This is a genomic window from Arachidicoccus ginsenosidivorans (assembly GCF_007971385.1).
Lineage (GTDB): Bacteria > Bacteroidota > Bacteroidia > Chitinophagales > Chitinophagaceae > Arachidicoccus > Arachidicoccus ginsenosidivorans.
In genome coordinates, this window is record NZ_CP042434.1 from 516,826 (window position 1) to 537,968 (window position 21,143).

The 21,143-nt window shown below is 40.8% G+C and carries 25 protein-coding genes, 1 tRNA gene and 2 pseudogenes; 12 read left to right on the forward strand and 16 right to left on the reverse strand.

Annotated elements, in window-relative coordinates:
* Window positions 1-3: 3 nt before the first annotated feature.
* A pseudogene (locus FSB73_RS02005) lies at window positions 4-2,233 on the forward strand (cation:proton antiporter).
* On the opposite strand, the pseudogene selD reads toward FSB73_RS02005, so the two are convergent.
* The 6 genes and pseudogenes from selD to FSB73_RS23730 all read right to left on the reverse strand — a co-directional run bounded on the left by selD (window position 2,230) and on the right by FSB73_RS23730 (window position 5,822).
* Window positions 2,230-3,326, reverse strand: a pseudogene (gene selD, locus FSB73_RS27350) (selenide, water dikinase SelD). The pseudogenes FSB73_RS02005 and selD sit on opposite strands and share 4 nt — an antisense overlap.
* Before the next feature lie 21 nt (window positions 3,327-3,347).
* On the reverse strand, window positions 3,348-4,400 hold the full coding sequence (mnmH, locus tag FSB73_RS02015; RefSeq protein WP_146779915.1) for a tRNA 2-selenouridine(34) synthase MnmH: 1,053 nt from the start codon (window positions 4,398-4,400) through the stop codon (window positions 3,348-3,350).
* 161 nt (window positions 4,401-4,561) lie between these two features.
* Window positions 4,562-4,906, reverse strand: a complete 345-nt coding sequence (locus FSB73_RS02020) for a hypothetical protein (RefSeq protein ID WP_146779916.1) — start codon at window positions 4,904-4,906, stop codon at window positions 4,562-4,564.
* A gap of 138 nt (window positions 4,907-5,044) precedes the next feature.
* Window positions 5,045-5,344, reverse strand: a complete 300-nt coding sequence (locus FSB73_RS26180; RefSeq protein ID WP_317132853.1) for an MqnA/MqnD/SBP family protein — start codon at window positions 5,342-5,344, stop codon at window positions 5,045-5,047.
* Window positions 5,293-5,664, reverse strand: a complete 372-nt coding sequence (locus FSB73_RS26185; RefSeq protein WP_317132854.1) for an MqnA/MqnD/SBP family protein — start codon at window positions 5,662-5,664, stop codon at window positions 5,293-5,295. Before FSB73_RS26185 ends, FSB73_RS26180 begins: the two co-directional genes overlap by 52 nt.
* Complete coding sequence (locus tag FSB73_RS23730) at window positions 5,661-5,822, reverse strand: hypothetical protein (RefSeq protein ID WP_225974379.1); 162 nt, start codon at window positions 5,820-5,822, stop codon at window positions 5,661-5,663. The genes FSB73_RS26185 and FSB73_RS23730 overlap by 4 nt, the downstream gene beginning before the upstream one ends.
* A gap of 67 nt (window positions 5,823-5,889) precedes the next feature.
* On the opposite strand from FSB73_RS23730, the gene FSB73_RS23735 reads away from it, so the two are divergent.
* From FSB73_RS23735 to FSB73_RS23745, 3 genes are all read left to right on the forward strand, one after another.
* Entirely contained in the window at window positions 5,890-6,072 is a 183-nt protein-coding gene (locus FSB73_RS23735) for a hypothetical protein (RefSeq protein ID WP_225974380.1), read from the forward strand.
* Window positions 6,073-6,082: 10 nt separating this feature from the next.
* Window positions 6,083-6,679: a lyase family protein gene (locus tag FSB73_RS23740; RefSeq protein WP_225974381.1), complete on the forward strand. Its 597-nt coding sequence runs from the start codon at window positions 6,083-6,085 to the stop codon at window positions 6,677-6,679.
* 70 nt (window positions 6,680-6,749) lie between these two features.
* A complete protein-coding gene (locus FSB73_RS23745) occupies window positions 6,750-7,232 on the forward strand; it encodes an adenylosuccinate lyase family protein (protein ID WP_225974382.1) in 483 nt (160 codons plus the stop codon).
* Window positions 7,233-7,337: 105 nt separating this feature from the next.
* On the opposite strand, the gene FSB73_RS02035 is transcribed toward FSB73_RS23745, so the two are convergent.
* The 6 genes from FSB73_RS02035 to FSB73_RS02055 form a co-directional block, all read right to left on the reverse strand.
* On the reverse strand, window positions 7,338-8,507 hold the full coding sequence (locus FSB73_RS02035) for a glycoside hydrolase family 10 protein (protein WP_225974383.1): 1,170 nt from the start codon (window positions 8,505-8,507) through the stop codon (window positions 7,338-7,340).
* Between the two features lie 48 nt (window positions 8,508-8,555).
* Window positions 8,556-9,425 carry a carbohydrate-binding family 9-like protein gene (locus tag FSB73_RS02040; protein ID WP_146779917.1) on the reverse strand — a complete coding sequence of 290 codons (870 nt, stop codon included), beginning with the start codon at window positions 9,423-9,425 and terminating at the stop codon, window positions 8,556-8,558.
* Between the two features lie 50 nt (window positions 9,426-9,475).
* Complete coding sequence (locus FSB73_RS23170) at window positions 9,476-9,652, reverse strand: hypothetical protein (RefSeq protein WP_158639373.1); 177 nt, start codon at window positions 9,650-9,652, stop codon at window positions 9,476-9,478.
* Between the two features lie 359 nt (window positions 9,653-10,011).
* Window positions 10,012-10,743, reverse strand: coding sequence for a shikimate dehydrogenase family protein (locus FSB73_RS02045; protein ID WP_146779918.1), 732 nt, complete (start codon window positions 10,741-10,743; stop codon window positions 10,012-10,014).
* Between the two features lie 31 nt (window positions 10,744-10,774).
* On the reverse strand, window positions 10,775-11,554 hold the full coding sequence (locus tag FSB73_RS02050) for a phosphosulfolactate synthase (protein WP_146779919.1): 780 nt from the start codon (window positions 11,552-11,554) through the stop codon (window positions 10,775-10,777).
* Window positions 11,555-11,637: 83 nt separating this feature from the next.
* On the reverse strand, window positions 11,638-13,053 hold the full coding sequence (locus FSB73_RS02055) for a tetratricopeptide repeat protein (protein WP_146779920.1): 1,416 nt from the start codon (window positions 13,051-13,053) through the stop codon (window positions 11,638-11,640).
* Window positions 13,054-13,542: 489 nt separating this feature from the next.
* On the opposite strand from FSB73_RS02055, the gene FSB73_RS23175 reads away from it, so the two are divergent.
* The 8 genes from FSB73_RS23175 to FSB73_RS27355 all read left to right on the forward strand — a co-directional run bounded on the left by FSB73_RS23175 (window position 13,543) and on the right by FSB73_RS27355 (window position 17,602).
* Window positions 13,543-13,692: a hypothetical protein gene (locus FSB73_RS23175; RefSeq protein WP_158639374.1), complete on the forward strand. Its 150-nt coding sequence runs from the start codon at window positions 13,543-13,545 to the stop codon at window positions 13,690-13,692.
* 2 nt (window positions 13,693-13,694) lie between these two features.
* A complete protein-coding gene (locus FSB73_RS02060; protein WP_146779921.1) occupies window positions 13,695-13,970 on the forward strand; it encodes a hypothetical protein in 276 nt (91 codons plus the stop codon).
* A gap of 155 nt (window positions 13,971-14,125) precedes the next feature.
* Window positions 14,126-14,281 carry a 50S ribosomal protein L34 gene (gene rpmH, locus FSB73_RS02065; protein ID WP_146779922.1) on the forward strand — a complete coding sequence of 52 codons (156 nt, stop codon included), beginning with the start codon at window positions 14,126-14,128 and terminating at the stop codon, window positions 14,279-14,281.
* A 222-nt stretch (window positions 14,282-14,503) separates the two neighbouring features.
* Entirely contained in the window at window positions 14,504-14,953 is a 450-nt protein-coding gene (rnpA, locus tag FSB73_RS02070; protein WP_146779923.1) for a ribonuclease P protein component, read from the forward strand.
* Window positions 14,954-15,275: 322 nt separating this feature from the next.
* Window positions 15,276-15,434: a membrane protein insertion efficiency factor YidD gene (gene yidD / locus FSB73_RS02075; RefSeq protein WP_262712459.1), complete on the forward strand. Its 159-nt coding sequence runs from the start codon at window positions 15,276-15,278 to the stop codon at window positions 15,432-15,434.
* A gap of 35 nt (window positions 15,435-15,469) precedes the next feature.
* Window positions 15,470-16,615, forward strand: a complete 1,146-nt coding sequence (gene bshA / locus FSB73_RS02080) for an N-acetyl-alpha-D-glucosaminyl L-malate synthase BshA (protein WP_146779924.1) — start codon at window positions 15,470-15,472, stop codon at window positions 16,613-16,615.
* Window positions 16,616-16,747: 132 nt separating this feature from the next.
* A tRNA-Lys gene (locus FSB73_RS02085) sits at window positions 16,748-16,820 on the forward strand.
* A 563-nt stretch (window positions 16,821-17,383) separates the two neighbouring features.
* Window positions 17,384-17,602, forward strand: coding sequence for a tyrosine-type recombinase/integrase (locus tag FSB73_RS27355; RefSeq protein WP_225974745.1), 219 nt, complete (start codon window positions 17,384-17,386; stop codon window positions 17,600-17,602).
* Between the two features lie 332 nt (window positions 17,603-17,934).
* Here FSB73_RS27355 and FSB73_RS02095 read toward each other — a convergent pair whose 3' ends face one another.
* The 4 genes from FSB73_RS02095 to FSB73_RS23750 form a co-directional block, all read right to left on the reverse strand.
* Window positions 17,935-18,270 (reverse strand): L-rhamnose mutarotase, encoded by a 336-nt coding sequence (locus FSB73_RS02095; RefSeq protein ID WP_146779926.1) that lies wholly within the window; start codon window positions 18,268-18,270, stop codon window positions 17,935-17,937.
* Window positions 18,271-18,278: 8 nt separating this feature from the next.
* Window positions 18,279-19,301, reverse strand: coding sequence for an aldo/keto reductase (locus FSB73_RS02100; protein ID WP_146779927.1), 1,023 nt, complete (start codon window positions 19,299-19,301; stop codon window positions 18,279-18,281).
* A 182-nt stretch (window positions 19,302-19,483) separates the two neighbouring features.
* Window positions 19,484-20,617: a RagB/SusD family nutrient uptake outer membrane protein gene (locus tag FSB73_RS02105; protein ID WP_225974385.1), complete on the reverse strand. Its 1,134-nt coding sequence runs from the start codon at window positions 20,615-20,617 to the stop codon at window positions 19,484-19,486.
* Entirely contained in the window at window positions 20,599-21,120 is a 522-nt protein-coding gene (locus FSB73_RS23750) for a RagB/SusD family nutrient uptake outer membrane protein (RefSeq protein ID WP_225974386.1), read from the reverse strand. Before FSB73_RS23750 ends, FSB73_RS02105 begins: the two co-directional genes overlap by 19 nt.
* Between the last annotated feature and the right edge of the window lie 23 nt (window positions 21,121-21,143).

Sequence of the window (21,143 nt, forward strand, 5' to 3'; positions counted from 1 at the left end):
GTTATGACCCTTATAGCCGCCTTAGATTTTTCTTTACCCCTAACCAATCCGGTGATCATTTTTTCGCTGGTGCTGTTTATTATCCTATTTGCGCCCATATTGCTGAATCGGATTAAAATTCCGCATATTATAGGTTTGATCATTGCCGGGGTTATTGTTGGCCCATATGGACTCAATTTATTATTAAGAGACAGCAGTATTGTCTTATTTGGCACTGTAGGTTTATTATATATCATGTTTTTGGCAGGCCTGGAAATCGATCTGGTGGAATTCAATAAAATAAGTTCAGAAGCATGCTATTTGGCCTATTTACTTTCTGCCTGCCAATGCTTTTAGGCTCCATCAGCGGTTATTATATATTGGGCTATTCCATGACAACCTCTATATTATTTGCCTCCATGATGGCCTCGCACACGCTTTTGGCCTATCCTATTACCAGTCGTTATGGGATCACAACAGATCCTTCTGTGACCATTACCATTGGCGGGACCATGATCACTGATATTCTGGCTTTACTCGTTTTGGCCGTTATCGTTGGTATGTCACAAGGTGTGATTGGCAGTAGCTTTTGGCTGAATCTATCCATTTCAATGGTTTTGTTTGCCTTGACGGTTATATTTATCTTTCCATTGATCGCTCGTTGGTTTTTAAACATTATGAGGATAGTATTGGTCAATATATTTTTGTGCTGGCCATGGTCTTTTTGGGTGGATTTCTGGCGGAAGTAGCTGGTATTGAGGCAATCGTCGGTGCATTCTTAACCGGCCTTGTACTCAATAAGTTCATACCGCATAATTCGGCACTCATGAACCGCATTGGTTTTGTTGGCAATGCCATATTCATCCCGTTTTTTTTGGTGGGTGTCGGCATGCTAGTCAATGTCAAAGAACTCTTCAGTAATCTGGGCGGCCTGAAAGTTGGCGCAGTCATGATTGCGGTTGTTATACTGGGGAAAATTGGCGCCGCCTGGCTGACCCAAAAATCTTTTAAGTTAAGCCGGGACCAGCGCCGTATGATCGGTGGACTGAGTATGGCCCAGGCGGCAGCGACGCTTGCCACCGTTTTGGTTGGTTATAATGTTATTTTAGGAGAAGCGCCGGATGGCACGCCTATTCGCCTGATTAGTGAAGATATTTTAAATGGGAGTATCCTGACCATTTTAGTTACCTGCACGGTCAGCTCGCTTATTGTGGAGAAGGCCTCTAAGAACATTGCAGAGGCGGACGCCTCTGCTACGACAGAAGAAACCAACGTGGATAAGGATAAGGTACTTATCTGTTTTGATGAGCCGGATACGGTCAGCGATCTGGTGGATTTATCCCTAATGATGAATACCAGAAAAGAAGCACCAGAGCGTTTTGCCCTCCATGTGGTGGAAGAACAAAATGATGATGAATCCAAACGTAAAGAGTCCGAAAAAATGATGAAGACGGCTCTGGAACAGGCAGCCGGTTCAGATACGATCATTACCCCTATTATCCGGTATGATCAGAGCGTATCAAAAGGTATTTTATATACCATCAAGGAGCACCTGATTACAGATATCATCATTGGCGTTACTCAATCTGGTAGCAAAAAGAGCCTGATTGGTGTGACCACCGACCAGATTCTCTCCCATACAGAACAAACTGTCTTTGTACACCACTCAGTCCAACCCTTTAATACCCTTGGTCGGATCGTGGTGGTGGTGAATAAACATGCAGAATGGGAGGAAGGCTTTAATCATTGGGTCATTAAAGTATTGACGATTTCCAAAGAGAGTGGTTTGCCCTTGGTCATCTATTGTAACCCTGCTATCAAAGACGCGGTTGAAGCCATCAATCAACCGTCTTCCAAGCCGTTGACCATCACCTATGAGAATTGGGAAGACTGGGATGATTTCCTTATACTGAGTAGAGAACTGCAAACAAATGATCTGTTTATTGTCGTGATTTCCAGACCCGGATATAGCTCCTATCATGCCAAACTGGCGAAGACTTCCTATTATCTGAATAAATACTTTGCAAAATTTAGTTACATACTGCTGTATCCACAGCAGCAAATTACCTATTCTAAGCTGACCGATCTGCATCATGAAGAAGGAACTATTTTGGATGTTTTCTCAGAAGGCCGCAAAGTGGCAGAAAAAACAGGTAATCTGATCGGTAATTTATTCAGAAAGGACGCCCCAAAAAATAATCCAGGATTAGAGGAAGGTCCAGAAGAAAAAAGGAGGAAATTTAAATTAATTTAATTAACCTGGATATATGCTGCGCTTTCTGAAGCAGCCTTTTCAGATCTGGTTTCCAGCCAGCCAATATTATGTACAGGCAATCCCTCTGCTTTTAAGACTGCTTCAAATTCATCCGCTTTATGCTCCTTAACAGCCACCAGCAGTCCACCGCTGGTCTGCGGATCGGCAAGCAGTTGTTTGAAGTGCTCTGATAATGGCCCTATAAATCTGCCATAACTTTCCCAGTTGCGGAGCGTACCGCCTGGCACCGCTCCCGCAGCCAAATACTGCTCAATATGATCCAATAAAGGCACTTTTTGCATTTCTATTACCGCATTTACCCCACTGCCCTGGCACATTTCCTTTAAATGCCCCAGCAGGCCAAATCCGGTTACATCTGTCATCGCAGTGACATAATCCAACTTACCGAACACCGCACCTGCTTTATTCAACCGCGTCATATTATCTAGTGCTGCCGCGGCGTCTAAGGGTCGAATCAGCCCTTTTTTCTGGGCGGTAGACAAAATGCCTACGCCTATTGGTTTGGTCAGATATAACCTATCCCCTGGTGTAGCGGTCGCATTTTTTTCAAATGCGCTGTTTTGACCAGGCCGTTTACGGCTAACCCAAAGATGGGCTCCGGTGTATCAATACTATGACCGCCGGCCAGGCTGATGCCTGCCTCGGTGCAGATCGATCTGGCACCATCCAGTACCTTTCCTGCCAGTTCAATAGGTAAGATTTTTACAGGCCATCCCAGTATGGCTAGTGCCAGTACCGGCCGCCCGCCCATGGCATAAACGTCGCTGATGGCATTGGCCGCGGCCACCCGTCCAAAATCAAATGGATCATCCACAATAGGCATGAAAAAATCGGTGGTGGCAATTAAGGACGCATGCTCATCTATCTGCCAGACAGCAGCGTCATCGCGCAGCTGATTACCTACTAATAACCTGGCGTCCTTAAAGGCATTTAATCCTCCTTGGGGTAGAATTGCATCCAATACAGCCGGACTAATCTTACACCCACAGCCTGCACCATGAGAATAAGCGGTCAGCCTAAAATCTGTTGTTTCTTTATTATCAGAAATTGGGGTTTTATTATCTGAATGCATCTCTATTTATATTTTTATAGCTTATTTAGATTGTATTGAGCCGTTTTGTTTGGCCAGCGCCAAAACCAAAACAGCCACTTGTTTTGCGTCCTGCACCTGCTCAACTGACAGCTGTGCCGTCCAGCGCTTTTTTTCCACAGGTTTACGGCTTTTAGCATAAGCTTTATCATAATAAGTTAATACACGCCTGATAAAACTACGCATTTTGTTATTTTGAATATCTTCAATAGCGGCGCTGGTCTGATCCGGTCCCAGTCTTTTTTTTATTTTGAGCGTGGAGGCTTCCAGAAAATCTTTATCAAGTATTCCGTATTGCTGATGAAGTACCTCTACCCTGTTTTCCAAAGGAACCGCTAATTCAATTTCTGGGGCAATGCAAAGCTGTGCCCAAAGTGGCGCTGGTATGGCCACTTTACCAATGGTCATACTTTCATCCTCCATCCAGACTTGTTTATTTGGATCCAACACTTTTATGGTCCAGGCCAGATTGTTTTCAAATTGTTCCTGGCTTGGTTGGGTAAGGCTACCCATACTCCCATAGGCGGATCCCTGATGGCATGCCATGGCCTCCAAATCTATCACCTGTTCACCGTCAAGTTGTAATTGGTGCAATATCCCGGTCTTATTGGACCCGGTTTTACCTGAGAGTACAATTAAATCTAATGGCTGACTACAGATCCTACGCGTCCATCTGCGAAAGGCTTTATACCCGCCTTTGATTACATAGACGTCAAATCCATACAGATTTAACGCCCAGGCCATGGCTTCACTGCGCATCCCGCCTCGCCAGCAGTGTAGCACGACTTTTTGATCCGGTGCATATTGCAGCGCCGTTTTAATAAACCCCGCCCATTTGGGACCTGTTATATCAAACCCTTTTAAAATGGCCGTTTGTCGGCCTGCCTGGTGATAGGTGGTGCCTACTACTGCACGCTCCTCATCTGTAAATAAGGGAAGGGATAACGCACCTGGGATGTGCCCCTTAGCGTACTCCTTCGGGCTGCGGATATCCAGGATTGGCAGGGTAGACAATATTGGATCCAGAATCATTTCTATAGTAACAGGATGGATCATTACCTCCCAAAGATACCAACAAACCAATAGAATCTACTGCTTAAAAAATGGGGGCATATCTGCATCAAACGTTATTTATGAAGGATGCACCAGTAATCCCTTGTATTTTTTAAGTAGTTTAAAGGTGCAAACAATATGGATGGCCAGCAGAACATCAAAAATCAAAAAAATATCATTATATTTTTCATGCTGCTATATAACTCTTCGGCTGTATATTTAACTGAGCCACCCCCTTCCATGCCCTGAATCTGATTTAAAAGCAGTTGACAATTAGCCAACACCTCTTCTTTCATGACCATCATATAGCCTGCACTAAAGATCAGTTGGAGTACAAAAAATATGGCAACAAAGGCATTCACTCTTATCCAATCCCTGAGATTCGCTTTGGCCGGAATCCCTGGTTCTATATTACGGCGATAAAACTGGGTGGATTTGACCATATAAATGGTGACACAGCCCAACACAAAGGCTGCAAACAAAAATGCAGGATTAGAAAAGGAAGCCATCAAAAGAGCATTGCAAAAAATGCCAGAATAAATATAATGGGCATCAAAATGGCACTTAGTATACGGTACAGCTTTTCTAATTTCATATTTTTAGGTTGGTCCCTTAATGAAGGACTTCAAAGGAAAGTTATTTGTTACTTATTTAGACAAATCGGGATCAGCTGCGTTTGTTTGCTGCATGAGTTCTAAAAATAATTGCAATGCCTGCATTTTTTCAGGATTCACATCATAGCTGATTTTCTCCCTGAAATACGTCTCCAGATCAAAATAGCTATAGGGATTCTCCGCTGATACCGCTGCTAAATTATCAAGTCCTACCTGATTGGCCAAATCAAATGCTTTAATAAAGGATTCTGGGAGCGGTTTATTGGCAATCCAGGCAGCCATCATAAAGGGCAGACCGGTAAAATCGGTCCAAACTTCTGCCAGATCATAAATATACCTCTGGGGCTTGGGGCCGTATTTTTGCTCAAAACCCGGTCTCCGATAATAACACCGGCTGTTGTGCCTTTAATTTGGTCAATATATCCCGGCGTGGCGGGCTTATATACTACCTGTTTTTTCCAGAAGTGGTGGAAGATCACCCTACACAGGTTAATGGAGCTAAAACTCTGGTAATCCAAAATCACGGTTTCAATTTCCTGAACAGGTACATCACTGAAAAGGCAAACTGTTTCAACCGGGCCTACAGACCCAATACAGTAATCTGAAACTATTTTCCAATCTTTTAATTGGGGAATATAGGCTACAGGGATCAGTCCATATCTACTTCATTATCTACCAGCATCTTACCGATTTTTGCAGGAAAATCTTCCACCAATTCCATTTGGGCCAATAATGCTGGAGATCGTTTTATGCCATACAATAAAGGCTTTGTATTCAAATAACTAACGGCTGCGACTTTAATCTTCTTCAAATGCTGTAAATTTGCCGGCAAAGATAAGATTTATCAAAATAATCAAACGTTAGCAAAAACAAATAGAATGGATCTCCACCAGCTTACAGCCATCTCACCAATTGATGGCCGCTACCATCCACAGGTAAGCACTTTAGAGGGCTTTTTTTCAGAATATGCCCTGATCAAATACCGCGTGTATGTAGAAATACAGTATTTATCTTCCTGGCAGATAAGAAAATCTTCAAATTATCCGCCAAAGACAAAATAAATTACTGGAAGTGGCTGAAGCATTTAGTCTGGAAGATGCAGTGCGTATCAAGGAGATTGAGAAAACCACCAATCACGATGTAAAAGCAGTAGAATACTTCTTAAAAGAAATCCTGGACGGATTAGGTCTCAGTGACTTAAAGGAATGGATTCATTTTGGGCTAACTTCTCAGGATATCAACAATACCGCCATCCCTTTAGGTTGGAAGGACGCTGTAGAATCCCAGTATTTGCCTGCACTTTTAAATCTACAGATGCACCTGCAGCAAATGGCTACCCAATGGAAATTCATCCCAATGCTGGCCAGAACGCATGGGCAGCCCGCCTCGCCTACAACGCTCGGAAAAGAATGGATGGTATTTGTCGAAAGACTGATTCATCAGGTAGATTTATTAACGGCCATTCCTTTTGCCGCCAAATTTGGTGGGGCAACCGGTAATTTAATGCGCACCATGTTGCTTTCCCGAAAAAAGACTGGGTCAAATTGGGCAATGAATTTGTTGATGAAAGGCTGGGATTGCAACGTATGCAGTTTACCACCCAAATTGAACATTATGATCTTTTGGCAGCACAGTTTGATGCTATTAAAAGAATCAATAATATCTTAATCGATTTATGCCGAGATATCTGGACTTATGTTTCCATGGATTATTTTAAGCAAAAAACAAAAAAGGAGAAGTGGGCTCTTCTGCAATGCCACATAAAGTGAATCCGATTGATTTTGAGAATGCAGAAGGAAACCTGGGCATTGCCAATGCATTATTAGAGCACCTGAGTGCAAAACTGCCCATTAGCCGCCTGCAGCGTGACCTGACCGATTCCACGGTTTTGCGCAACCTGGGGGTTCCGGTCGCCCATAGCCTTATTGCTTTACGTTCCATTGAAAAAGGTCTGGATAAACTATTGCTGAATGAAGCAAAACTTAAGGCTGATCTGGAAAATAACTGGGCAGTGGTCGCCGAAGCCATCCAGACCATCCTGCGTAGAGAAAACTATCCAAATCCTTATGAAGCCTTAAAGGATCTGACAAGGGGCAAGACGTCCATCACCAAAAAGGATATCCAGAAATTTATTACAACACTTAAAGTGTCAAAGGAATTGAAAGATGAACTCCGCCAGATCACTCCTGAAAATTATATCGGCATTACGGCCGCTTTCTAGCGCATATATTACGCAAAAATAAGCTGGTCGTATAAAAATAATATACCTGTTAAACTTTAAATAGAACGCGTCAAACAAAAGCTTGCAGCTTTTGTTTGACGCGTTCTATTTACTTATATTTTGTTTTTTATTTTTATTTGGCCAGAAACTGCCCTGTAACTTCCTGCAAACAAGCCAGGTCCCCATCTGACACCTTTCCGAAAAAAGAGACACCCCGGCACCATTATCCAGTGCATAACGTATGCCTTCTTTTAGATCGCCACTGCTTTTAAAATCGGGTAAATATAGTCCGGCATAAAGCGGCATCTTACCATGCAGGAAATGTACGCCTTCCGCTACTGCATCTCCGATCCAGCGCGTGTTTTCCTTATAAAATCCATGGTAAATCATTGGGCAGACACCATCCATATTCCAATAAGTCCAGTCCTGGCGCACATTTCTTCTGGCTACTTCCGGTGTGGGGAATACTGCAGCAGTAATCTTTTTATTGGTCCCATGTGCGATTTCTGCAAGGTGATTCACAATATTTGTAACCTGATTATAGCGAAACTGCCGCCAGGATAGACTTGCCTCAGGATAAGTAATGTCGCTTAAAGTTTCTCCACACCACTTCGTAAAGCTTTTCTGACAATGTTCACAATAACAAAAATCATAATCTGGCAATTCAGTTGTTTGCACCAGATTATAGTTAGACCAGAGGTTTACCGGTAAAATCACATCACAATACCGGACATAATCCAAATGAATGCCATCTACATAGTCCAGTGCCAGAATACTACTGACCTGTTTTTGCAAATATTCCAGCGTGGTCGCTTTGGATGGGCACAGCCACCTGTAATAATCAACATAAGGTGGCTGGGTCGCACAACTCTTGCCAGTTCTGGAGACGGCATACCAGTCGGGATGCGCTTGTAAAAGGTCTTTTTCTCCTCGATTCATGGTCCACATCCAACGGTGTGCTTCCAGTCCCTGGCGCTTGGCGGACCTAAAATGCTTTTCACTGTCATTTTCAAAGAACACACCTGTGATACCTGCTTTGGCATACGCGCCGTAGGTAGTATCGAGTTCAGCCGTTGATTTATTTTGATCCGGATTGATCCAGACCCAGTTTTTGAGCACCTTTTTAGCGGCCGTTTTCCCGGTATTTTCCAAGGAGGGGTGCATACCAGATTGCTGCTCAGTTGAGCGGTGCGCAGCACCGATCAGGGGCGCTGTGGCCACGCCAGCAGAGGCGAGTAATGCCTTTTTTAGAAAATCTCTTCTGTGGTCTTTCATTGCCTTATATTTTTAGCATTAAGGTTTTTATGTCTGAAGAATATCGTATCACTTAAACACGGACAGTGCGCCGTTTTGATCAAGGGCTAATAATTCCTGGCCTTTTTCATCTTTTAAACAAACGCGGAACCACTGATCACCCGCACTTAACCCCAGCCAATAGGTCTCTGTTTTGCCATTTTGGGGATTAATGAGCTCAATACGGCTATCCCCCGCACTTAGTTCTGCTAAAGTTAAGGCAAATTTATGACGCTTAGCATATCTATACTGTTCAGCATAATAAATTTTCCAAAGCGCAGCCTTTTGCAATTCAATCATAGGCAATACTTCTTTCTGGGTACTGTCTTTTACAAAAAATAAATATCCCCATCTGTCTGGCGCATGCATATTAACGATGCCTTGCGGTGACCAGACCCAGTTATGCTCTGCCAACAACCGACCACCTCCTTTATTTCTTTGGTAGCCGCTGGCAGTGGGATGTGCATCCCACTGCACCCTTGAAAAATTAATCCGCCAATAATCTCCTGCCTGAGGTCTTCTTTGACCAAAAGCCAATACTCCTTTATAAGGAATGGCCATTTCTACTGTCCAACCGCTGTCTTTATCTGCGCTGTTATTTAAAGTTCCATGCAATTTCACGGCTGATTTAAGGCCTTTTAAATCCCAATGAATGAGTGCCTGCCCTCTATTTCTGTAGGGCCTGGTCATAAGGAGATCCAAAATTGTCCCCAGCTGGTTGATTTCCAGCTCATAATAACTATTAGCTAAAGAGGCGGTGGAAAAGAATACCTCAAAATCATTATTATTATAAATAATGGTATCTCTTTTCTTTAAAGTGGCCCATAAATCTGGGTCAGTTAATTTTGCGGCAATATATAAATACGTATCGTCCCAACACATTTTAACCTGCGTAGGCAAAATTTGATCCTGCCCATCAATCCTTACATTTTTTAATACAGAATTACCGGCTATATCTGAGAAATCATCACTCCAGGGGCATTTTGCCAGGCAGCGTCATTAAGATCTCCATCAATCACGATGGCCTTTCCTGCCATGGGCGCATGGTAGGTCTTGGGCGTCGTAAGTAAGCCAATTGGGATACTTGGGATACTAGGCGCAGTAGAATCTTTTTGTTTTTTTTTCAATTCGCCGTTGTTCAAGTTATGAGCCTGTAATCCTGTATGGCAAAAGAAAAAAATGAAAAGACTTAAATAAATAGCAAGCTTCCAAAAGCAGCGTTTGAACGGTCTGCTACCACTACTTTGCAGAGCGGCTTCTTTGTTTATATAATAATTTATTTTCACCACCCTTCACCCTTTTGTCAGATTATTTTCATTGTATTCAATTGCCAGGCTTAAGCCCGACGCCATCGTGAACAACAAATCTAACGCTTTTTAGAAAAGGAAAATAAAATCGTTAAAAGAACCAGGGATTTCCAGGGATTTCCAGGTATTTCCAGGGATTATGCAAGCGGTACTATGAAGACTTTGTTGGAAAAATCGGCCTATCTGTTCCAATTCATCCAGTTTTCTTCTGCCTGTATGGTCAGCATGGGATAGCCATTTTGTATTCTGGCCCCTTGCAATTGTCCTTTATGCAAAAACTGGGTAACGGCTGGGTTATACACCAGGTCATATAGATAATGACGATCAGATAATAGCTCATAGGCCAGATCAGGCGCCTGGTCTTCTTTGGGAAAGGTTCCTACCGGACTACAATTAATAATGACGGTATATTGCTGTAAAATATCAGCCGATTTAATATCCTGATAACTAAACTGATCAGCATGAGGGCTGCGAGAGACAAATTTATACTCAATACCCAGTTTTTGTAGTACAAAACAAACAGCCGCTGCTGCGCCACCGGTCCCCAGAATCAAGGCTTTTTTGTCTGATTTGTGCAGTTTGGTAATGAATGATTTTTCAAAGCCAACAACATCTGTATTAAAACCAATGCGCTTGCCCTGTTTTAACTGCACACAATTGCAAGCCTGCATGGCTTGCACTTCTTCACTGCACTCGCTTAGATAAGGGATAATAGCCTTTTTATAAGGGATCGTAATACAAAATCCTTTTAGTTCAGGATCTCGAAATAAATGCTCAACTTCTTCAATTCGCTGTAGTTCATGGTTTTCAAAGACACAATCTGACAGTCCTTCCTGGGCAAACTTTTGTTCAAAATACTTTTTTGAAAATGAGTGTCCGAGCGGCAGTCCGATGATTGCGTACTTTTTCATGTATCTTTAAATGAATCCTTTTGGGGTTAGATTAATAGGTGCTCTGCTGATCCTTGTTCAGGTATAAATGGAAGGTGTCACTTCTTAAACCGATCCGCATAGTCTCCAGCGGTATGATTTCGGTGGGCGCAATATTACCCAGGTTGACATTACAGCCACAAAGTTCCAGAAAATAAAGTTGTTGGTTTTTTTGAGGTGCTTCCCAGATAATTTTTTCCTTAGGAATCTTGGTCAGGATTTCATTAACGAGTCCCTGTCTAACTTCTCCACTATCCCGATACAAACCAACATTGCCTGCTTCCCGTGCTTCAGCAATAACATAGGTAGCTCCCGCTGAGAGTTCATCCTGCATCAATTGTATCCAACGGTAAGGGGCCATAATATTGGTTGCGTCCTTGCTACCCACCTCGCTTAAAATAGTGGCATGTTCAGTCAGCTTTTCTATATAGCCACATTTTTCTGCGTGTGGTATGGAAATAGAGCCATCACTGACCTCCATATAATCAATCCCGTAATCTTTACAAATGGCGATATAATCTTCCATTTGATTACGGATTAAAAAAGCTTCAAACAAAGTGCCGCCAAAATAAACAGCGATACCATGAGAACGGTAAATATCTATTTTTTCTTTAAGATTCGGGGTGACCATAGAGGTTCCGAAGCCCAGTTTCACGATATCAATATAAGGTTTTCCGATGCTGACAAAGTTTTTTGTTTCTTCCAGGCTCAAGCCTTTATCCATGACCATTGTGAGTCCGAATTCTCTTGGGGAAATAGTACGCTCAGGAATCTGAGATAGTTTAAAATTCATCTAGAAAGTTTTTACTTTGGGCGCAAAAATAAGCTTATTGATTGAAATGTACTTTTAAAATGATCAATTTCCTGTCCAATTTACTATTTAGGCTTCTTATATTGAGCCAGTAAATTAACAATTCTGTGGTTTTGTAAAATCGCAGGATTTAATTCAACTACTTTTTTAAATTGTTTGGGAGAGGCTGCCAGTGCGGTTTCCAGATTGATCAGTGCATCACCTACCCGACCCTGCTCATATTGGGCAAAAGCTGTAAAATATAAAAATATAGCTTTACCATTTGTCAGTTCATAGGCAGTGGCTGCCTGCTCCTCCGCATCCTCGTAGGCGCCAGCCAGATACATGCATTTTATCAGATTAGACCATCCTGTTACACTTTTTCTACGATGCTTTACAACGGTTCCAAAGGAAAAGATGGCTTCCGTATATTCTTCCATATTCATCAGACACTCCCCTTTAGCCAGTTCGTACTCATATGCATTCTGATTAAAGGCCATAGCCGTATCCAGTGACTTTAGGGCCTGAGACCATTTCATCTCATCCATATAAGTCAAGGCGATTTTATAATAAAGCTTACTCTCCGTTGGGCTCAGATGAATGGCTTTACGAAAATAAAACCGGGCATTTTCTCCATTGAGTAACCTGTGATAACAATAGCCAATAGCTTCATATACGACGCTATCCGGCTTTGAAAGCTCAAGTGTTTTTTTCAACACTTCAATCGCCTCCTTATAGCGGCGCATATGCATCAAAGCATCGCCCATATTGCGATAGGCATAATCAAATTTATCATTGATAGCGATGGCATATTCATAGGCATCCAGGGCTTTTTCATAACGCTTAATGCACTGGTAGGCGGCACCTAGATTAAACCAGGCGAGCTCGTTATAAGGATAGGCATCTATGATGCGTTTATATATCTGAATCCCCTCATAATGACGATTGGTAAAATCTGTCCAAAAACAGATTTTATAAAGTGCCTCTTCATTATTAGGGTCTATTTCTAATACCGAAGCTAAACAATTAAATACGTCATTGTATAATTCATAATCATCAAAAACATCCGCCAGTTCAAAAAGAAGATCCACTAGTTCCTCTCCTTCAAACAAGTTCATAGCAGACTCAAGAATCTCTTTGGCTTCCATGTTTTTTTTCATGGCGAGCAAAGCTTCTGTCTTTAAGATATAAATATTTACATCCTGATTATCATAGATCATGGCCTGATCCAGGACCGCCATCGCTTCATCCAGGTGTTTATATACAATTAAATAGTCGGCTTTTTTTACCAATAAGGGTGTTGAATAGGGGTAATACTGTAAGGCAATATCTACTGCCTCCATTGCTTTTTTCACCTTATCCAACTCATCAAAGTATTCAATGATGGTTAAAAAGACATCTTCTTCCAAAAATACATTTTCAGCTCCGCTACGAAGTCTTTCGTAAGTTTTTAACCATTCACTTAAAAATTGTTGCTCCTCTCTGAAATTATCTTCTCGCATAACCCCCTCCTTTTAAAAATGTACCAAAATGTTTTTTTTGCCATTCTGCCACCAAACAATTGCAATCCGGTAGTTGCTTGCCATTGGGTACCTGTATGGCAAAACGCTGAACCTTGCAATATTAGTCATTATCTGACTGGAAAGGCATTTTCTAATAATTTTATCAAAATATTCAACAACAACTGTTTACATTAGTGATAAAATCATATACAACCAACTAAAAATAAACAATTATACAAATTAACATGTTAATATATATAACCTATTCCCCTTTACAATTAACTATCTAAGATTCATAGACTCAATACAACTAATGTAGTTCAGTATTTTGATTTGACCAACAATAATCCATGTCAAATGTGCATATCTGGATAAGTAATAGGTCAAATATATAACTCCCTGAAATTACACACATTTGTTCATAATTTCTTAATGTAAAATAAAAAAATAATTTTTGCAATATTTAACAAAGGTTGTACCTTTGCAGTAATGTTAGGAAAGATATTAAATATTAAAGTCATTTTTACCCTGGTATTCAGTGCCATGGTAGCGATGTCTTATGCATCTTTCAGCAACACAAGTGCCTATAACCGTGACGATAAAGACAAGGATAAAAGAAAGATAAAACAGAAAAATTAAGTTTGAAGGATCTGCAAAGTCCTGAGCCTTTCTTTTCGCTTTCTTCTATTTCTTCAGGCAGAGGGGATGTGACTAGCTTATCCAGCCTGGGTAAATATCGATTTGTGAGTCCCGCTGGAACCTTTACGGAGCAACCTAAAATTGCCCCATCAGGCAAAAGTGTAGAAATCAATTCTAGCATCCGGGTACAAAATGGTAATCAGGTAGTTATATATCCATATAGCTACAAACTGAAATCATCACCATTCTCTATATTCAAGACTCCTATGGATCGTTGAGGTGCCATTGGCAAATTTTGAGAAATTATCCTTAATATTTTTTCTATTCAGGTAAAATGTTTTACTTTTGCCCACCTTTCACAACAAAAGCAGTTAATGGTCGCTGTTTTGTTTTAGAGTTAATTATATAGTCAAATTATTAAAAAAAAGAACTGATGAAACGTACATTTCAACCACATAACCGCCGCCGTAAATCTGTACACGGATTCCGTGAGCGCATGTCATCTGCCAATGGCCGCAAGGTTTTGGCATCTCGTCGCGCTAAGGGCCGTAAAAAGTTAACGGTTTCTGATGAAAGGAAATTAAAATAATTGTATTTGAAAGGGCTACGGCTCTTTATAATACCTACGAAAGGTATACAATACTTAAAAGCGCTGTAAAATAATATTTTATAGCGCTTTTTTTATTTTAATTTTCGTCTCATTTTCATTTTGCTGGTAGCGCTTTGCGGGCCTTTTGTCCTGCATTCTTTCATAACTTTATCAATAGAAGTCTCTCAACCATAAATATAGGCTTGTCCCTCCTATCCTATTATGAAAACGAACCGTTCCCTTGGAAAATCTGAAAAGCTTAAAAGTCGCAAACAAATCGACCAACTGTTTAAAGCAAGAAAATTTATAACAGATACACCCATCCGTTTGTTTTACGAACTGCATAGGACAGAAGTTGCCCATGGTGACGAGTCCGCAAATAATATTAAGGTACCCCTTCAGCATGTGGCCAACGTGCAGGTGGGTTTTGGTTGCAGCAAAAAGTTCTTTAAACAAGCTGTACGTCGCAATAGAGTAAAAAGACTATTAAGGGAAGCTTACCGGTTGCAAAAAGGTCCATTATGGACCTTATGCCAGGCAACTGGCTGTAAGCTCACTTTATTTTGGTTATATGGTCACAATCAGTTGCCGTCGCAGGAATTGATCAATCAAAAGGTAGGTAACCTCATACAAGAACTTAATGAGAAATTAAGCGGGAAACTGAATGCTTAAGCCTAGGTGGTTTCTCCACCTATTGTTTTTATCCGTAGGTTTCTGCTGTTAAACCGACTACCTCAATAATAACCAGTCCTTACATTTCTTTTACATTTTCTTTCCTTAAGGTATATTACCTTTGATTATCATTTGTTCATCAAAGGATTATGCTTTCTGGATTTATTTTGGCGGTTCCGCATTTAGATAATGGAACTTGATGTAATTAAGGGGCATGATCTGGTGAACGTATAAATCATTTATTATTAAAGCAATACTTAAAATATTAGGATATCCGTTTATTTTATTGATCAAGATTTACCAACTTGTCATATCGCCTACATTGCCTGCAACCTGTCGATTTACACCGACCTGTTCACAATATGGCATTGAGGCATTTAAAAAATACGGTTTATTCAAAGGAGGATGGCTGACAATAAAACGAATATCCAGGTGCCATCCCATGGTGGCAGTGGCTATGATCCTGTGCCTTAGCCACTGAAGTATTGGTTTGGTATCACTTATTAAACAAAAAAAATGCGAATTGGAATTGTTTGTTACCCCACTTTTGGTGGCAGTGGCGTTCTGGCTACTGAATTAGGTAAAGCCCTTGCCAACGAAGGTCATGCTGTTCATTTTATTACGTATCGGCAACCTGTGAGACTCAACGAGTTTAACGCCAATATATTCTACCATGAAGTGCGCGTTCCAGAATATCCCCTTTTTGAATATCCGCCTTATGAACTGGCATTATCCAGTACACTCGTCGATGTAATTATTAAATATGACCTAGATCTTTTGCATGTCCATTATGCCATCCCGCATGCATCAGCAGCCTATATGGCCAAGCAGATCGTTAAAGAGAAAACGGGCCGGGATGTACCATTTATAACAACGCTGCATGGTACGGACATCACCTTGGTGGGCAAGGATAAGACCTATGAACCGGTAGTTACTTTTTCCATCAACCAAAGTGATGCGATTACGGCTGTGTCCAATAATCTAAGGGAAGAGACCTACAAATATTTTAATATTAAAAAGGATATCCAAGTCATCTATAATTTTGTTGATATCCAGCGTTTCGATAAAAAGCCTATTGATGCATTTAAGAAGGCTGTAGCGCCAAAAGGAGAAAAGATCATGGTGCACGCTTCTAACTTCCGTAAAGTAAAAAGAGTGTGTGATGTAGTAAGAATCTTTGCGAAAGTCCAAAGTGAAGTTCCCTGTAAGCTATTAATGGTTGGTGATGGACCAGAAAGGCCGGTTTGTGAAGAAGCAATCAATAAACTTGGTCTGGAAAACGAAGTGCGCTTTATGGGAAAGCAGGAGCAAATGGAGGAAATCCTGGCGATTTCTGATTTATTTGTATTGCCTTCAGAATATGAAAGCTTTGGGCTCGCAGCGCTGGAAGCCATGGCTGCCCATGTACCGGTACTTAGTAGTAATGCAGGCGGATTACCTGAAGTAAATATAGAAGGTAAAACTGGGTATTTATTTAATGTTGGCGATGTGGACACCGCTGCTGAAAAGGCAACACTCCTATTAGGCAACGATGATTTACTGAATCAATTTAAGGAAAATGCGTATCAACAAGCGCTGAGTTTCAACATCAATAATATCATTCCTATCTACGAAAAACTCTATAATAAGTTTTGTAGATGCAATTGTCCAGAAGACGAATAAGTGCCAGTAAAAAATAATTTTGAATTTTTCCTTTAAAAAGTTTGCTGGTATAAATTTTTCTTTTATTTTTGCACTCCAATTAACCCAACAAGGTTACTGAAACACAGAAACTTAGGTGGTGAATTAAGGAAAGATTCCGTAGCTCAGTTGGTAGAGCAATACACTTTTAATGTATGGGCCCTGGGTTCGAGTCCCAGCGGGATCACATAAGGCGCTAGTAATAGCGCCTTTTTGCATTATTATAGCGCAATTACAGCGTATTTTATAAATAGGTCATTTTTCATCAATTCTAATCAATCTGACTGGTGCCCAAACGGGTGCCCTATCAGAAGCTCTACCTGACAATTGAAAGGGAACCACTACTTAGTGAGGCTTCGGCCAAAAAGCAGATCAAAAATACGAAGCAGATACTATCGTTCGCGGAGACACACGATTAATTTGACAAAAACCCTTCAGAAATTTCGTTGTGGTGGCGATGATACCGATGTTCCACCGTTAGAATTACACGAGGTAAAAACACTGTGGGAAAAGAATATATCCATTCAACGCCTCGCAGAAGTTAGGGATGCATTTATATTCCAGTGCTTTACTGGGTTTGCCTTACAGGATGTCTAGGGACTACCGGAGACAATATAATTAAAGTAGGGATAAAAGGCGAACTCTGGCTAAGTAAAGAAATAGGGAAAACTGGGGTTTCGGAAATAGTACCAATCATGCTCATTGCAGCTGAAATTATTGACAAATACGCCAACCACCCTTGCAGAGTCAATGACGGGCTTTTACTGCCTAAACAGCAATGCCAGATACAATGGATATCTCAAAGAGCTTGCAGTAATCGCTGGAATCAACAGAAACCTAAATACGCATTTAGCTCGGCACGCCCTTGCGGACATGATGCTTAATATTTTTGAATTTTCATTAGAAGAGGTGAGCAAAATGCTCGGTCATAAATCAATTAGAACCACTCAGCGATATACACACCAATAATACCAAGTCATTTTTATAGTGATTAATTAACCATTAAAATCAATCGCAGCTGAATATAATTAGGCTGGAGCAACATTATTTTTATGGACGCCGGCCCCTTCCCTTTCACTTTATTTCATGAACTAAAATAGCCCCTTTAAATGATCTATAAATTTAGCCCCTTACAACCATTACAATATTGTTATTATATTCGAAAATAGCCAGCAACTTCACAAACATAGCTTATGCTAGGTCATTATTAATTTTACTATTTAAAATTCTCAACCTCCAGCACTGTCAGATACGCTTCAAATCAACTATATTATTTAAATCTTTATTAAAATATCCATTAATTAAAGGCCAAATATCTGCTCCATCAACACCCATTTTTCATTGCCAACTGCCCAGGGAAGAGGTTGCTGAAACTTCCACATCAACTGCTCCCATTGCTGAACAACAGGATTAGCCTCATCCTGGATCTTTTTATCTTCATGACGAAAATCATCGTCCGTTTCCATGATCATAAATAGTCTATTGCCCGTCCGGTAAATCTGCATATCTGTTACACCGGAACTAATTATACTTTTTCTAATCTCAGGCCAACCATTTTCTGATTTATGCCAAAATTCATATTCCGAAATCAAATCTGGATCATTAATTAAATCCAATGCATAACAATGTTTCTTCATATTTATTTTTATACGTATAAGTAAGCTTCCGCAAATTCAGGGTTAATCAATTTTTTTAAAACAAGTTTATGCCAAAACGCATCATCAATTATTGATTTAACCATTTCAGTATTCGATTTAACGCGCTTCGGATTTGTAGTACTCAATGCGATTCCACATACCCCGGGTGCTCGCTTAGCGAATATTGCGCAGGCCACTTCCGGTCGGATACTAAAATCACGACAGACAGCAAAGAATTCCTCCCGCCAGTGATAAAGATCCGCATTTCGCTCAAGTGTTACAGGCTGGTAATTATAATAGTCTCCTCCTGTCAGAAATCCACCATTAAAAACAGCAGAGTTAATAACTTGAACCCCATGTTTGTCAAGCAACTTCAAAAAATCAATCAGCTCAATAGGGTGGCTATGCAACGTCATGCTGTTGGCAATCATAACCCAATCCAAATCCATGTATTCTATAATCTCCCTGGAGACTTTCCAGTTTTTTGCACCAATACCCACTGCCTGAACCCGACCCTGACGTTTCAAATTAGCCAACGCCTCATACGCCGCTAGTATATCCTGAAAACGTCTATGATAATCAGCCTCTCCTTGTGCAGAAGCTAAATATTCGTCAGGATCATGGACAGATACCCATTTAGCCTCGTAACCATTAAGAAGCTCATTGCCCTGCTCATAGCAAGCAATAATACCTTCCTCACTAATCCTCTGCACTGCGTCATATTTAAGGCTTTTCCAAACCCCAGGCTCAAAAGAGGGCTCGGGAGATTTCAGTTCAGTCCGTATCCACCCAAGCTTATTACTGATAGTCACGTCCTTAGGATTCACACATGCCTGCCGTAACCCATTACCTAAAGATTCAAGCGCTAATCCGGCACCATACTTGCCAGCAGTGTCAAAAACTACCGGCCTTGACCCATGCATTACACTCTCCAGTATAATATCCTCCTTTTGCGATTCAGGTAAAGCAACATAAAGATTACCTAGCCCGCTCGTCCCGAAAACCACATCAGGAATTATTAATTTATCCATTTTGATATTATGTAGCTAATCAATACCTTCTTCGTTCATTTTAAAAAAATAAACCAATTTATAATAAAGGCTTAAACAAAATACAGTTATCCGAGTTTCTTCTAATCAAAGAATACCCCAATAAAAATCACCCGAATTATTTAAATCTATTAAAGAAACTATCAATCTCTAACTGTTACCCATCAATAACCGGCATTTTGTGTCAGGTTGGGATTAATATCTCTTTCTGATTGCGGAATGGGCCATAATTCATTCTTACCAGCAACAAAATTTCGCTTCTGATAAATAAAGAATCCATTGGCATCAACAGGAAAATCTTTATAAGTTGATGGGCTATTTGTGAGTTTCATGCCAGTGAACTGGCGATTGAGTTCAGAGGCAGCAATACCCCAACGCAGAATATCATAATAATGTAATCCCTCGAATGCAAATTCAACAGTGCGTTCCCTGCGAATGATCGGCCTTAAGGTGGCCGCGTCGGTAGCCGTAACAGGGGGCATATTTACAGATGCCCTGCCACGAACAGCATTAATGGTCTGATCTAACAGAGATTGACTAATCGGATCCCCTGCCTCCATCTTTGATTCCAGATAACTCAATAATACTTCCGCATACCGAATAATAGAAAAATTACCACCATAATTCATCAGGTTTCCACTAAAAGTAGAATCCATAAATTTATTGATACAATAGCCACTCCAATTATATTTATTCATTTTATCAGGTGAACTGGAATTCGGAGTGGAGACAAAGGTTTGACCCTCAAACTTCGTTCTACCATTAATCATAATTGTATAATCGAGTCTGGGATCCCGGTTATCATATGGTGCATCGACATTATATAAAGGAGACTTATCAATCGTTTTGCCATCCGTGCATTCAAATGTCTGTACCAGCTCATTATAGGGCGAAAATTGATGCCAACCACCAAATGCTTCAGGATATAGGTATTGAAGCATCACATGACTATACGTATCCTCCTGAAACTGAGCCGCTAATATAATTTCTTTACTATCCTCCCCTACTTGCATAAACAATTGATGGTATCCCTTCTGATCAATTTCATAAACACCCAGATCGATGATCTTTTTATAAGTTGCTGCTGCGGCAGCCCATTTTTTCTCAGCCATCTGTACCCTCCCTAAAATAGCCAAAGCCGCTCCTTTAGTAATCCGCCCCTTTTCATCAGATGTTCGTGTATTTGGAAGTGAGTCGTAACTATCATTTAATTCCTTTTCACAAAAATCCCAAACATCCTTTTGCGGCGTCCTAGAAATGGTATTCGCCTCATCAACCGTTAATAGATGGGTGGGCATGGGGACTGCCCGTAATAGAGCGCCATGTTAAACAATTCATAGGCACGAATTGTCCTAACCTCGGAGCTCATCATGCCCCTGGTCGTTTCCTCCATAGGAATAGTACTAATATGATCCAGGAAATTATTACAGCGCTCGATCTTATTGTAAGAATTGCTCCAATAAGCACTTATCTCGCCATAGGAAGGTGTCACCGTACCATCAGTGACATGATCCGGTATTAATTCCTTCTCCGAACCAAATCCCGCCATCAGATCCAGGTACAACAGACTGCGCGGCATCCAAAAGTTTTCCCCTGTCCAGCCTGCTCCAATATTATAACAACCGATGAGTGCCAGATTCGCATCTTTCTCGGTTTTCCAGAAAGTTGCATCAGAAATGGAGTCTAATGGTTGTTTGTCAAAATAATCCTTATTACACCCTACAATGGTTATCAGCAGCAACATAAGCGCCCCAAACCAATAACGAAATGACCTTTTATTGAATATATTAATATTTTTCACCTTGACTTATTTTAATGTATAGA